This window comes from Rhodococcus sp. 5G237 (assembly GCF_053764735.1).
The window spans coordinates 444934-458393 of sequence record NZ_JBSNCD010000005.1 but is presented as its reverse complement, the minus strand read 5'-3'; the positions used below and the strand labels follow the sequence as shown (position 1 = coordinate 458393).

Sequence of the window (13460 nt, the reverse complement as noted above, 5' to 3'; positions counted from 1 at the left end):
ACGGACGATCCGTTCCGGCTGCCGCTGATGTCATATCTGCAGACCCTATGCCGTCCGACGCCCGAGACTTCGCATTTCGGGACACCTTCGGTGCACGCGTCACGGGATTCTTACGGCACGAGCGGTGACCGACACGTCGACGGGGCTCATGGGGACAGCGCGTGGAAAGGAGACCGGTCGAGGTGAGATACCCTGAGACGTGTCACTGATCGACGAAGAAGCCCCCCGCACCGGTGCCCGGACCTACGAGGTCCGCACCTACGGCTGCCAGATGAACGTACACGACTCCGAGCGTCTGTCGGGGTTGTTGGAGGACGCCGGCTTCACCAAGGCCGGGCCCGGCGCGTCACCCGATCTGGTGGTCTTCAACACCTGTGCGGTGCGGGAGAACGCCGACAACAAGCTGTACGGCAATCTGAGTCATCTGCGTCCGGTCAAGGACGACAACCCCGACATGCAGATCGCCGTCGGAGGCTGCCTCGCCCAGAAGGACCGCGACACGGTCGTCAAGAAGGCGCCCTGGGTCGACGTGGTCTTCGGCACGCACAACATCGGCAATCTCCCCGCACTGCTCGAACGCGCGCGGCACAACCGCCGTGCCGAGGTCGAGATCCTCGACGCCCTCGAGGCGTTCCCCTCGACGCTGCCCGCCAAGCGCGAGTCGTCGTACGCCGGATGGGTGTCGATCTCCGTCGGCTGCAACAACACGTGCACCTTCTGCATCGTGCCGTCGCTGCGCGGCAAGGAGGTCGACCGGCGCCCGGGCGACATCCTCGCCGAGGTGCAGGCGCTCGTCGACGAGGGCGTGCTCGAGGTGACACTGCTCGGCCAGAACGTCAACTCCTACGGCCGGTCCTTCGCCGATCCGGAGCAGCCCCGCGACCGGGGCGCCTTCGCGTCGCTGCTGCGCGCGTGCGGCGACATCGAGGGCCTCGAGCGGGTGCGCTTCACGTCCCCGCATCCGGCGGAGTTCACCGACGACGTCATCGACGCGATGGCGCAGACCCCCAACGTGTGCCCGCAGCTGCACATGCCGCTGCAGTCCGGCAGCGACCGGATCCTGCGCGCCATGCGCCGCTCGTACCGCAAGGAACGCTTCCTGGGCATCATCGAGCGGGTCCGTGCCGCGATGCCGCACGCCGCGATCACCACCGACATCATCGTCGGCTTCCCCGGCGAAACCGAGGAGGACTTCCAGCAGACCCTCGAGGTCGTCGAGAAGGCACGGTTCACCAGCGCGTTCACCTTCCAGTACTCGAAGCGCCCCGGCACGCCCGCTGCCGACATGGACGGTCAGCTCCCCAAGGCCGTGGTGCAGGAACGTTACGAGCGCCTGATCGCGCTGCAGGAACGCATCACCCTCGAGGAGAACCGCAAGCTCGTCGGAACCGAGGTCGAACTGCTCGTCGCCGCGGGGGAGGGCCGCAAGAACGCCGAGACCGCCCGGATGAGCGGGCGGGCCCGCGACGGCCGCCTCGTCCACTTCCGTCCCGAGGGTGCGATCGACACCGCGGTGCGTCCCGGCGACGTCATCACGATCGTCGTCAGCGACGCCGCGCCGCACCACCTCGTCGCGGACACCCCGATCCTCACGCACCGCCGTACACGTGCGGGCGACCACTTCGAACAGGGCCGGCTGCCCAAGACACCGCCGATCGGTGTCGGACTCGGACTGCCGAGCATCGGCGTCCCCGACCCGCTGCCGCCTCAGATGGGATGCAACGCATGACCACCGACAAGCCGCACGATCACCACGCGACGGGTGACGTACGCGCCGAACTCGAAGCCGCCGAACGGAAGGTGGCGAGCGACATCGACCCGGGCGCCCGGGCGATGTTCGTCGCGATCTCCGTCCTGATCCTGCTGGCGACCTTCAGCCTGCCCCACGCCGGATCCGCGAACGGGTGGGAGGTGCTGTCCTTCGCCCCGGACGCGACCACCGAGGAGATCGGTCTGCCGTCGCGGCTGTTCGTCGGCTTCGCAGTGGTCTTCGCCGGGCTGGGCTCGATCCTCGCGCTCGTCACCCGCAAGTGGGCGCTCGCGTGGGTGTCCCTGGCCGGATCGGCGGTGACCATCGTCTTCGGCATGCTCGCGATCTGGTCGCGCCAGACCCTGCCCGTCGAGTCGTCCGCCGCGGGACCGGGATTCGGTCTCGTCATCGGCTGGTTCGCCGTCATGGTGATCGTCTTCCACTGGGCCCGCGTGGTGTGGGCGCGGACCTCGGCCCAGCTCGAGGCCGAGGCCGAGTTGCGGAAGGTCGCAGCCCAGCACGAACGGCCCCGCCTGATGCGCGACGACCCCGACGCCTGACGCCTCCGGCACGAACACGACGATCCCCCTCTCCCGATCGGGAGAGGGGGATCGTCCGTCTCGGATGTCGCGGGGGTCAGCGCTCGCCGACGGCACCTTCGGCCGCGTCGGCCCACTCGCGCCACTGCGCGGCCTGGGCGAGAGCCTTCTCGGCCTCCTTCGCCCGGCCGGCGGCGGTCGCCTTGGCGGCCTGCTCCTCGAACTGGCGCACCCGCTCACGGAACTGGGCCGCACGGGCGAGGGCCTCGGGATCGGTGCGGCGCCACTCGGAGTCCGCGGCCTCGCGCACCTTCTTCTCGATGGCCCGCAGACGACCCTCGAGGTCGTGCATGCGCTCGCGCGGCACCTTGCCGATCGCCTCCCACTGGTCCTGCAGCTCGCGCAGGCGCGCCCGGGCACCTTCGAGATCGGCCGACGGGTCGATCGAGGAGGCCGCTTCGAGCAGGGCCTCCTTCGCGCGGGCGTTCTCCTCGAACTCGGCGTCGCGCTCGGCGTTCGCGGCGTTGCGTGCGGCGAAGAAGACGTCCTGGGCGCCCTTGAATCGCTTCCACAGCTGGTCGTCGGCGTCCTTCGGTGCCCGTCCGGCGGCCTTCCACTCGCCGAGCAGGTCGCGGAAGGCCGCGGCGGTGGCACCCCAGTCGGTGGAGTTCTGCAGCTCCTCCGCCCGGGCGACGAGTTCTTCCTTGCGGCTCTTCGCCGCGGCGCGCTCGCGGTCGAGTTCGGCGAAGTGGGCCCCGCGACGCCGGTTGAACGCCTCGCGTGCCTTCGAGTAGCGACGCCACAACACGTCGTCGACCTTCCGGTCGACCCCGCGGATGGTCTTCCACTCCTCGAGGATCTCGCGCAGCCGGTCGCCCGCAGCCTTCCACTGGGTGGATTCGGCGGCGATCGTCTCGGCCTCGGCCGCGAGGGCCTCCTTGCGGGCCGTGCTCTCGGCGCGCCGACGCTCCTTCTCCTGCTTGGCGAGAGCCGCGGCCTCCTCGGAGTGCTCGATGATCGCGGTGAGCCGGGTGGCGAGCGCATCGAGATCACCGATGACGGCGGCGGTCGGCAGCGACTCGGCCAGTGCCTCGGCGGCCGCGCGGGTCTTCTTCACGTCGGCGGTGCCGGAGGTCAACCGGGTCTCGAGGATCGCCACCTCGGTGGCGAGATCGTCGTAACGGCGTCCGAAGTGCGCGAGGCCCTCGGCGGCGTCGCCTGCCTGCCACGATCCGATGCACCGCTCGCCCTCGCTCGTGCGGACCCATGCGGTGCCGTCCTCGTCGACGCGTCCGAACCGACTCGGATCGCTCGCGGGCACCGCCGGGACGTGGGGGTGCGTCTGGGCCGCGACGGGATGCGGCTTCGGGGGTGCTGCGGTGGAACTGCCGTTCTCTCGGCCCGCAGGGCCGGGCGTCGCAGCATGGGCTCGGGGTGTGGCGGGACCGGGACGCGGGGTCCGCTCCTGCGTCGACTCGCCGGTTCGGTCCTGTGCGTTCGGGTCGCTCATCGATACCTCATCTCTGCCGCGCGGCACGGCTGCCTGGTCGCATGGGTCTACCGCCGGTCGATCCCGGGGCTCCGCGATCGTGTCCGCCCACTATTGAAACAGGTCGTGTCGATGCAGGGCGCCGGGTCCGGTGGACTACGGTTGCCGATGTGTTGACCGCCGCGGCGTTCGTGCCGTCCCCACCGCTGCTCGTGCCCGAGCTGACCGGTCTCGCCGCGTCCGAGACCGACGATCTGCGCGAGGCGGTTCTCGAGGTCGGTCGCAGCCTGTCCGGTGCCACGGAATGGGTGGTCGTGGGAGCCGAGACGGCCGAGCAGACCGTTCCCCCCACCGCGCGCGGGTCCTTCCTCGGCTTCGGTGTCGACGTCACGGTCCAGCTCGGTCCCGAGGCCGCCGGCGAACCCGATCCCGCGCTCGCGTTGACCGCTCTGGTGGCGGGCTGGATCCGCGACCGCACGGCACCCGGCACCCGTGTGACGACCCACGTGGTGGCCGCCGACGCCGCCGCCGCCCACTGCGCCGATCTCGGCCGCGACCTGCGTGCGGAACTCGACCGCGACGATCGGCCGCGAGCGTTGCTCGTCGTCGCGGACGGAGCGACGACCCTCACGGCCAAGGCGCCCGGCGCCTACGATCCGCGTTCGGAGGAGGTCGAGGCGGCCCTGGCCGCGGCGCTCTGCGCGGGCGATCCGGAGGCGCTCGCGACACTCGACCCCGAGCTGTGTTCGGACATCAAGCTGACCGGACGCGCCGCCTGGCACGTCCTGGCGGCCACCCTCGGCGCGCGCCCGCGTTCGGCGTCCGTCACCTACTCCGCCGCGCCCTACGGCGTGGGCTACCACGTGGGAATCTGGACACCGTGAGCGCAGGAATCACCGGCCCCGCCGACACGCTCGTACCGATCGCGGTGGTGGGCCCCACCGCCACGGGCAAGTCCGATCTCGGACTGGACCTCGCCGAGGCGCTCGATGGCGAGATCGTCAACATCGACGCGATGCAGCAGTACCGCGGGATGGACATCGGGACGGCCAAGCTGGCACCGGACGAGCGTCGCGGGATCCCGCACCATCAGCTCGACGTCCTCGACGTCACCGAGACCGCGACGGTCGCCCGCTACCAGCAGGCCGCGATCGCCGACGTCGAGGCGATCCTCGGGCGCGGTCGTCTCCCGATCGTCGTCGGCGGATCGATGATGTACGTACAGGCACTGCTCGACGAATGGCAGTTCCCGGCGACGGATCCGCAGGTCCGCGCCAAGTGGGAGGCGGTCCTCGAGACCGAGGGGCTCGCAGCGGTCCACCGGGCGCTGCAGAGCGCCGATCCCGCCGCCGCGGCGACGATCCTGCCCACCGACGGCCGCCGCATGGTCCGCGCGCTCGAGGTCGTCGAACTGACCGGGCAACCGTTCGCGGCGTCGCAGCCGACGATCGGTGAGCCTCGCTGGGGCACCGTGATCCTGGGCGTCGACCGCGACACCGCCGAACTCGACGACCGCATCGCGCGGCGCACCGACCTGATGTTCGAACGCGGCCTCGTCGACGAGGTGCACGGTCTCCTCGAGGTCGGCCTGCACGAGGGTGTCACCGCACGTCGCGCGATCGGCTACGCGCAGGTGCTCGCGTACATCGATGGGGAGTACGACCTCGACCACGCACGCGAGCGGACGTTCATCGGGACCCGCCGCTACGTGCGACGACAACGCTCGTGGTTCCGCCGCGACCCGCGCATCCACTGGCTCGACGGCGCCGACCCCCACCTGCTCGACGTCGCCCGGCGGGCCGTACAGGACGCACGCACATCACCGGCCTCACCAGCCCGATAAGGTAGCGCGCATGGAGTTCAGCAAAGGGCACGGAACCGAGAACGACTTCGTGATCCTTCCCGACCCCGACGCGCGCCTGGACCTCGACGCAGGCCGGATCGCCGCCCTGTGCGACCGGCGCCGCGGGCTCGGTGCCGACGGTGTGCTCCGCGTGGCGCGGGCCGGTGCGCTGGTGTCGGCCGGTGTGCTCGAAGCACTGCCCGAGGGCACCGACGCCGACGACTGGTTCATGGACTACCGCAACGGCGACGGATCCATCGCCGAGATGTGCGGCAACGGTGTGCGGGTGTTCGCGCACTATCTCACCGCGCACGGACTCGAGGACCGCCGCGAGTTCGTCGTCGGCAGCCGGGCGGGAGGCAAGCCCGTCACCGTGCACGAGGCCGGACCGGTCCTCGGCGAGGTGACCGTGGACATGGGGACGGTGCGCACCCTCGGCGAGTCGGCGGCGACCATCGACGGGCGGGTCTATCCGGGCATCGGCATCGACGTCGGCAACCCGCACCTCGCGTGCGTGGACCCGCACCTGAACGACACGAGTCTTGCCGGTCTCGACCTCACCTCGCCCGGCTTCGACCCGGGCTTCTTCCCGCACGGGGTCAACATCGAGTTCCTGACCCCGATCGCGGCCGGGACGGTCCACATGCGCGTCCACGAACGCGGCGTGGGGGAGACCCGCTCGTGCGGAACCGGCACGGTGGCCGCGGCCGCTGCGGCCCTGCGCTTCGACGGCGCATCCGACGGCGCGGTGCGGGTGCGAATCCCCGGCGGCTCGGTCGAGGTACGCATCGAGGACGGTCGCGCCTGGCTGCGCGGGCCGTCGGTGCTGGTCGCGACGGGTGAACTCGACGACACCTGGTGGTCGGCGCCGAACTGATCGGCACCGCTCGGCCCGGTCGGCGCGAACTCGGGTACCCCCGCGGGGATGCGGCAGAAAAACTCGAATGCACCGATTCGGGCTTCGTGACACCATGGAGGTGTATGACGAACACACAGCGCATGCATCGCGCAACCACAGATGACAGCACTCCGACCGCGTACGACGCATCCGGAGGCTGGACCGCCGAGGATCCGTCCGTCGGCGAGATGCAACTCGAAGACCGTAGCGCGTTGCGGCGTGTGGCCGGTCTGTCCACCGAACTCGAGGACATCACCGAGGTCGAATACCGTCAGCTCCGACTCGAGCGTGTCGTGCTCGTCGGTGTCTGGACGGGCGGAACGGCCGCCCAGGCGGAAGCGAGTCTGGCCGAGCTGGCCGCGCTCGCCGAGACCGCGGGCTCCGAGGTCCTCGAAGGTCTGGTCCAGCGTCGCGACCGGCCCGATGCCTCCACCTACATCGGCTCCGGCAAGGCCGACGAACTGCGGGAGATCGTCCTGTCCACCGGCGCCGACACCGTGATCTGCGACGGCGAACTCACCCCCGCCCAGCTCACCGCGCTGGAGAAGGTCGTCAAGGTCAAGGTCATCGACCGGACCGCGCTGATCCTCGACATCTTCGCCCAGCACGCCACCTCGCGGGAGGGCAAGGCACAGGTCTCCCTCGCGCAGATGGAGTACATGCTCCCGCGGCTGCGCGGCTGGGGCGAATCGATGTCGCGGCAGGCCGGTGGCCGTGCCGGTAGCAACGGCGGTGTGGGCCTGCGCGGTCCCGGTGAGACGAAGATCGAGACCGACCGTCGCCGGATCCGTGAGCGGATGGCCAAGCTCCGTCGCGAGATCAAGGCGATGAAGGCCGCGCGCGACACCAAGCGCACCCGGCGTCTGCGCAACAAGATCCCGTCCGTCGCGATCGTCGGATACACCAACGCCGGCAAGTCGAGCCTGCTCAACAAGCTCACCGGCTCCGGTGTCCTGGTGCAGAACGCACTGTTCGCGACCCTCGACCCGACGACCCGCCGGTCGGCGCTGCCCGACGGCCGCGAGTACGTGCTCACCGACACCGTCGGTTTCGTCCGGCACCTCCCGACCCAGCTGGTCGAGGCGTTCCGGTCGACCCTCGAGGAAGTCGCCGACGCCGATGTGCTGCTCCACGTCGTCGACGGCTCCGACCCGATGCCCACCGAGCAGATCAAGGCGGTGCGCGAAGTCGTCACCGAGGTGCTCCGCGAATCGGACGCACCGCCGCCGCCGGAACTGATCGTCGTCAACAAGATCGATGCCGCCGACCCGGTCACCCTGACGCAGTTGCGCAGCGCGATCCCCGGCGCGGTGTTCGTCTCCGCGCACACCGGCGAGGGCGTCGAGGAGTTGCAGACCCATCTCGCGGGTCTGCTCGAGGATCCCGACGTCGAGGTGAAGCTGCTCCTGCCGTACACCCGCGGTGATCTGCTCGCGCGCATCCACTCGGACGGTCAGATCCTGTCGTCCGAGCACGAGGTGGACGGCACGCGGGTGCACGCGAAGGTGCCGGCAGCGCTGGCGTCGGCATTGGTCGACTTCGCGGCCTGATGCGGGTCGTGCGCCGGGCGGCGCTGCTCGCTGCCGTCGCGGCGTTCGTGCCGGTCTCGCACGCCGGCGCGCAGGACGCCGGGATTCCGGTCGCGGATCTGCCGACCGAGATGCTGTGCATCCCCGACGATCCCGTGCTCGCCGAACTGTCCGGCCTCGCGACGATCGGCAACCGGCTGTTCGCGACGCCCGATGCCGGGGAGGACGAACGCATCGTCGAACTCGACGGCGATTGCTCGGTGCTGCAACGTGTTCCGTCGTCCGTCGATCCCTACGACGTCGAGGATCTCGCCGCGGGGCCCGACGGCCGGTTGTGGCTCGGGGATCTCGGCGACAACACCCGCGTCCGCGAGACGATCGCGCTCATCTCCCTCGACCCCGACACCGGGCAGGGAGATCTGCATCGGCTGACCTATCCCGACGGTCCCCGCGACGCCGAGACCGTGCTCGTCTCCGCGACGGGCGAACCTGTGATCGTGACGAAGGCGCTGTTCGGCTCGAGCAATGTCTATCGGCCCGCACGCGGACTTACGATCGACGGCCTGCCCGCCCCGGGACCGGCCCCCCTCGAGAAGGTCGGGTCGCTGGCACTCGGACCGTCGGACACTCCCGGCGGTCCCATTCCCGGTGCGTCCTCCTCGATGATCACCGGTGGTGCGGTCAGCGCCGACGGGACGGTCGCGGCGGTCCGCACCTACACCGACGTCTACCTGTTCCATGTTCCCGACGGCGATCTCGCGTCCGCTCTGGTCGCCGGTCCGCGCTTCCGCGTCCCGGTCCCGGACGAACCGCAGGGCGAAGCCGTCGCCTTCACCGCCGACGGGGACCTGCTCACCGCGTCCGAGCGCGGCGCGGCAGGCACGGAGAATCCACCGCTCCATATCCGTCGCGGTGCGACCGATCTCTTCGCACCCGCGGACGACGATGCCGCGGACGAGATGTCGTCCGCGGCACTGCCGGTCGTCGGTGCGGGCGTAGCCGCCGGGGTCATCGCCCTCGGGGTCCTCGGACTCGTCGTCCGGCGCCGCGCCCGCGGCTGAGATCAGGCGCCGCGCCCGCGGCTGAGATCAGGCGCCGCGCCCGCGGCTGAGATCAGGCGCCGCGCCCGCGGCCGAGATCAGGCGTCGAGGTCTGCGGCGACCAGTTCCGCAACCTGCGCGAGGACCGCGTCGTCGTCGCACGAGATCGTGACCTGCGTGCCCTTTTCCGCGCCGAGCGTCATGATCATCAGGGCCGAACCGGCGTCGACGGGCTCGCCGCCGTCGACCGCGAGGGTCACCGGGACACCGGCCGCGACCACGGCCTCGGCGATGATCCCTGCAGGACGGGCGTGCAGGCCGATGGACGAACCGACGGCAACCGTGGTGCTGGGCATGTGAATCTCCTTCGTGATGGGGAAGTGCAGAGGGTCGGATCGATCAGGAGCGTGCCGCTGTGTTCAGGAGCGTGCCGCTGTGTTCAGGAGCGTGCCGCTACGGGCTGGGGGTTCGCCTCGTCGGCGGCGACCCGGGCGGGACGCGTGATCGACTTGGCGATACTGACCGCGAGTGCGGCGACCACCGTGCCGGCTGCCAGCGCGATCAGGAACCACACGACGCGGTCCATCGCGAACAGCACGAACAATCCGCCGTGGGGAGCGGTGAGCGTGACACCCGTCGCCATGACGATGCCGCCGGTCACGGCGCCGCCGAGCATCATCGACGGGATCACCCGGAACGGGTCGGCCGCCGCGAACGGGATGGCGCCCTCCGAGATGAACGATGCACCGAGCAGCCATGCGGCCTTGCCGTTCTCGCGTTCGGCCGTGCTGTAGAGACGCGGACGCACCAGCGACGACAGCGCCATTGCGAGCGGGGGAACCATACCGGCGGCCATGACCGCCGCCATGATCTCGAGCGAACCGGTGTTGGCGACGTCGAGACCGGCGACCGCGAAGGCGTAGGCGGCCTTGTTGACCGGCCCGCCGAGGTCGAAGCACATCATCAGGCCGAGGATCGCACCGAGCAGCACCGCGGAACCGCCGGACAGACCGTTGAGCCAGTCGGTGAGACCGGTCGTGATCGCGGCCAGCGGGCGACCGAGCAGCAGGAACATGAGCCCACCGACGATCAGGCTCGCAAGCAGCGGGATGATCACCACGGGCATCAGGCCGCGCGCCCAGGTGGGCAGCGGGATACGGCCGACCCACAGGGCCGCGAAGCCGGCGATGATGCCGCCGACCAGACCGCCGATGAAACCGGCGCCGACGAAGACGGCCACCGCACCGGCGGTGAAGCCCGGAGCCAGACCCGGACGGTCCGCGATCGCGAAGGCGATGTACCCGGCCAGTGCCGGGACGAGGAACGAGAACGCCAACGAGCCGATCTGGTACAGCACCGCACCGAGATAGGCGCCGAGCCCACCTTCGGGCAGGTTGGTGAGCGTGTTGTCGAGGACGATGTCGGCGGCCGAGTCGGTGATGTCGGGACCGGCGAGCAGGAAGCCCAGAGCGATGAGCAGACCACCGGCCGCGACGAACGGGATCATGTAGCTCACGCCGGTGAGCAGGATCTGCCGCAGCCGGGTACCCCAGCCGAGGTCGCTGCCGCTCTCCGACTCACCCGCCGGGGCGCCCGCGGTGCCCTCGACGGTGCGTGCGGACGGATCGGTGGCGGCCCGCAGGGCCTCGCCGACCATGGTGTCCGGTTCGTTGATCGCGCGCTTGACGCCCGATGCGATCACGGGCTTCCCGGCGAACCGTTCGCGGCCCTTGACGCCCACGTCGGTGGCGAAGATGACGGCGTCGGCGCCGGCGATCACGTCGGCGGACAGGGGAGTGCTGCCGCTCGATCCCTGTGTCTCCACCCGGACCGTCACGCCCGCGCGTTCACCGGCGGCGGCCAGCGCGTCGGCGGCCATGTAGGTGTGCGCGATACCGGTCGGGCACGCGGTGACCGCGACGATCGTGCGGCCTCCGGGCTGTTCCGCGCTCTGCGGAGGCGCGACCGCCGGCTTCGCGGAGGCTGCCGGTGCCGGCTGCTGCGGCGCTGCGGTCGCGCCGGCAGCAGCGCTGCTCGACGGCGCCGGTCGGGGCGGGAGGACGTCCTCGACCAGCGCGATGACCTCGTCCGCGGACGCGGCCGCGCGCAGCGACGCGACGAAGTCCGGGCGCACGAGTGCACGAGCGAGAGCGGTGAGCAGCTTCATGTGGTCGCCGCCCGCACCTTCGGGCGCGGCGATGAGGAAGACGAGGTCGGCGGGTCCGTCGGGCGCACCGAAGTCGGCCTTCGGGGACAACCGGGCGAAACCGAGCGACGGTGTGGTCACTGCTTCGCTGCGTGCGTGCGGGATCGCGATCCCGCCGGGAAGACCCGTGGCGGACTTGGCCTCCCGTTCGAGAACGGCCGCGGTGAGTGCGTCGGCGTCGGACGCGCGACCGTTCGCTGCGAGACGCTCGGCGAGCGCGGCGATGACGGAGTTCTTGTCGGATCCCAGGTCGGCATCGAGCGAGACGAGTTCCGTGCCGATGATCGAGGAACCGCCTGCGGAGCCGGAGGTGGTGTCGGACATGACGTTCCTTAGGAGTGGGAGGGGAGCGGTCGGGGTCGGCGGTGGACGTCGGTGACGTGCACTCGGGATGGATCGACGGAATCGGGTGTGGGCAGGGCTGTTCCGGGGAGCGTGACGGCTGCGGTCCCGTACGCCACGGCGAGACGCAGGCACTCGTCGGGGGTGTGACCGGCCTGCTCGGCGAGCAGATATCCGGCGAGCGACGAGTCGCCCGCGCCGACCGTGCTGCGGACCGTGACGTCGTCGGCGGTGGCCCGCCACGCGCCGGTGGCGGTGACCAGCACTGCGCCCGCACCGCCGAGTGTCGCGAGCACCGCGCCGACACCACGTTCCACCAGCACCCGTCCCGCGTCGACCACGGCGCCGACGTCTCCTGCGGCGGCGCCGGATTCGAGTTCGTGGGCGTCGGCGCCGGTGAGCTGGGCCAGTTCGTCGGAGTTCGGCTTGATCACGTCGGGGGCCGCCGCGGGGAACCGCTCGGCGAGGGCGAGCAGTGGCCGCTCGGAGGTGTCGACCGCGATGCGGCATCCGAGACCGCGCAGGGCACCCACGAGATCGGCATACCACGACTCGGGCACACCGGGAGGAAGAGAACCGGACAGGACGGTCCACGCGGCTCCCTGCGCGCATTCCAGCAGGACTGCGTGCAACTCGCCGAGTGTGCGTCCGGTGCAGGGGGTTCCGGGTTCGTTGAGCTTGGTGGTGGTGCCGTCGGGTTCGGCGACCGTGATGTTGTTGCGCGTCGGCCCGGAGGTGGGCACGGCCCGATGGGCGATGCCCTGCTCGTCCAGCGCGGCGAGCAGAGGATCGCCGGCGTTGGCCGGGAGAACGGCGACGACCTCGGTCGTCGCGGCGTGCAGCACACGGGCGACGTTGATCCCCTTGCCGCCCGGATCGACGGTGGATCGCTCGGTGCGATGCACCCTCCCGCGCTCGAGCGGGCCCGTCAGCCCGACCGTGCGATCGAGACTGGGGTTGGCCGTGAGCGTGACGATCATGCCGTCACCACCTCGATTCCGTGTTCGATGAGTTGCCGGCGGTCGGTGTCGTCGAGATCGGTGTCGGTGACCAGGACGTCGATCGGTTCGAGCGACGCGAAGCTCAGCAGATTGCGCCGACCGACCTTCGACGAATCGGCGACCACGACGACCCGGTCGGCGGTGCGCACCATCGCGCGCTTGACCGCGGCCTCGTCGGCGTCGGGGGTGGACAGGCCGTGGTCGATGCTCAGCGCGTTGGTGCCGATGAACGCCACGTCGACGTGCACCGTCGACAAGGTGGCGAGAGCCTCGGCGCCCACCGCGGCCTGCGTGACACCGCGGACGCGACCGCCGAGCAGGTGCAGTTGCACGGTGCTCATCGCGGCGAGGCGCGCGGCGATCGGCACCGAGTTGGTGACGACGGTGAGGTCGACCTCGGGCGGCAGCGCTCCGACGATCCTGCCGGTCGTGGTGCCGGCGTCGAAGAGCACGCTTCCGCCGGACGGCGGGAGGAAGGACGTGGCGGCGGCGGCGATGCGGTCCTTGTGTTCGGCGCGGGTGTGTTCGCGCTCGGAGAGGGCCGGCTCGGCCACCGGGAGCGAGGCGGCCGGGATCGCGCCGCCGTGGACGCGCCGCACGAGGCCCAGGCGTTCGAGGTGGGCGAGGTCGCGGCGCACGGTCTCGGTGGTGACGCCGTACCGGTCGGCGAGCACTGCGACCGATACGCGGCCACGTGCCGCTACCAGCGCTGCGATCGCCTGCTGCCGTTCCTCTGCGTACACCGACACTCCTGGGGGTACCCGATTTGTGGGGAAACAATGTTGGTTTATGTTGTTTTACGCCCGTCTGTGTTGACATGTCA

12 protein-coding genes are annotated in these 13460 nt (G+C 70.7%); 7 read left to right on the top strand and 5 right to left on the bottom strand.

All coding sequences use genetic code 11. The features are described 5' to 3' along the window. Nucleotides 1-199 precede the first annotated feature (199 nt). Entirely contained in the window at nt 200-1729 is a 1530-nt protein-coding gene (miaB, locus tag ACWPOC_RS14435; RefSeq protein WP_455408884.1) for a tRNA (N6-isopentenyl adenosine(37)-C2)-methylthiotransferase MiaB, read from the top strand. Continuing rightward, nucleotides 1717-2310: an Rv2732c family membrane protein gene (locus tag ACWPOC_RS14430; RefSeq protein WP_455408883.1), complete on the top strand. Its 594-nt coding sequence runs from the start codon at nt 1717-1719 to the stop codon at nt 2308-2310. Before miaB ends, ACWPOC_RS14430 begins: the two co-directional genes overlap by 13 nt. 76 nt (nt 2311-2386) lie before the next feature. On the opposite strand, the gene ACWPOC_RS14425 is transcribed toward ACWPOC_RS14430, so the two are convergent. Further along, complete coding sequence (locus ACWPOC_RS14425) at nt 2387-3799, bottom strand: DUF349 domain-containing protein (protein ID WP_455408882.1); 1413 nt, start codon at nt 3797-3799, stop codon at nt 2387-2389. Nucleotides 3800-3948: 149 nt separating this feature from the next. On the opposite strand from ACWPOC_RS14425, the gene ACWPOC_RS14420 reads away from it, so the two are divergent. From ACWPOC_RS14420 to ACWPOC_RS14400, 5 genes are all read left to right on the top strand, one after another. After that, nucleotides 3949-4662 carry a hypothetical protein gene (locus ACWPOC_RS14420; protein WP_455408881.1) on the top strand — a complete coding sequence of 238 codons (714 nt, stop codon included), beginning with the start codon at nt 3949-3951 and terminating at the stop codon, nt 4660-4662. Beyond that, nucleotides 4659-5621: a tRNA (adenosine(37)-N6)-dimethylallyltransferase MiaA gene (gene miaA / locus ACWPOC_RS14415; RefSeq protein ID WP_455408880.1), complete on the top strand. Its 963-nt coding sequence runs from the start codon at nt 4659-4661 to the stop codon at nt 5619-5621. Before ACWPOC_RS14420 ends, miaA begins: the two co-directional genes overlap by 4 nt. Before the next feature lie 10 nt (nt 5622-5631). Further along, entirely contained in the window at nt 5632-6498 is an 867-nt protein-coding gene (gene dapF, locus ACWPOC_RS14410) for a diaminopimelate epimerase (protein WP_455408879.1), read from the top strand. Between the two features lie 104 nt (nt 6499-6602). After that, nucleotides 6603-8069: a GTPase HflX gene (gene hflX, locus ACWPOC_RS14405; RefSeq protein WP_192378836.1), complete on the top strand. Its 1467-nt coding sequence runs from the start codon at nt 6603-6605 to the stop codon at nt 8067-8069. Next, nucleotides 8069-9109, top strand: a complete 1041-nt coding sequence (locus ACWPOC_RS14400) for a hypothetical protein (RefSeq protein WP_455408878.1) — start codon at nt 8069-8071, stop codon at nt 9107-9109. Before hflX ends, ACWPOC_RS14400 begins: the two co-directional genes overlap by 1 nt. Nucleotides 9110-9186: 77 nt before the next feature. Here ACWPOC_RS14400 and ACWPOC_RS14395 read toward each other — a convergent pair whose 3' ends face one another. The 4 genes from ACWPOC_RS14395 to ACWPOC_RS14380 all read right to left on the bottom strand — a co-directional run bounded on the left by ACWPOC_RS14395 (nt 9187) and on the right by ACWPOC_RS14380 (nt 13380). Further along, the gene (locus tag ACWPOC_RS14395; protein WP_006551308.1) at nt 9187-9444 is read right to left on the bottom strand and encodes an HPr family phosphocarrier protein; all 258 of its coding nucleotides are present in this window, start codon (nt 9442-9444) and stop codon (nt 9187-9189) included. An 83-nt stretch (nt 9445-9527) separates the two neighbouring features. Next, complete coding sequence (locus ACWPOC_RS14390) at nt 9528-11618, bottom strand: PTS fructose transporter subunit IIABC (protein WP_016692705.1); 2091 nt, start codon at nt 11616-11618, stop codon at nt 9528-9530. 8 nt (nt 11619-11626) lie between these two features. Next, on the bottom strand, nt 11627-12616 hold the full coding sequence (gene pfkB, locus ACWPOC_RS14385; RefSeq protein ID WP_016692706.1) for a 1-phosphofructokinase: 990 nt from the start codon (nt 12614-12616) through the stop codon (nt 11627-11629). After that, nucleotides 12613-13380, bottom strand: coding sequence for a DeoR/GlpR family DNA-binding transcription regulator (locus tag ACWPOC_RS14380; RefSeq protein WP_026061229.1), 768 nt, complete (start codon nt 13378-13380; stop codon nt 12613-12615). The genes pfkB and ACWPOC_RS14380 overlap by 4 nt, the downstream gene beginning before the upstream one ends. Nucleotides 13381-13460: the final 80 nt, after the last annotated feature.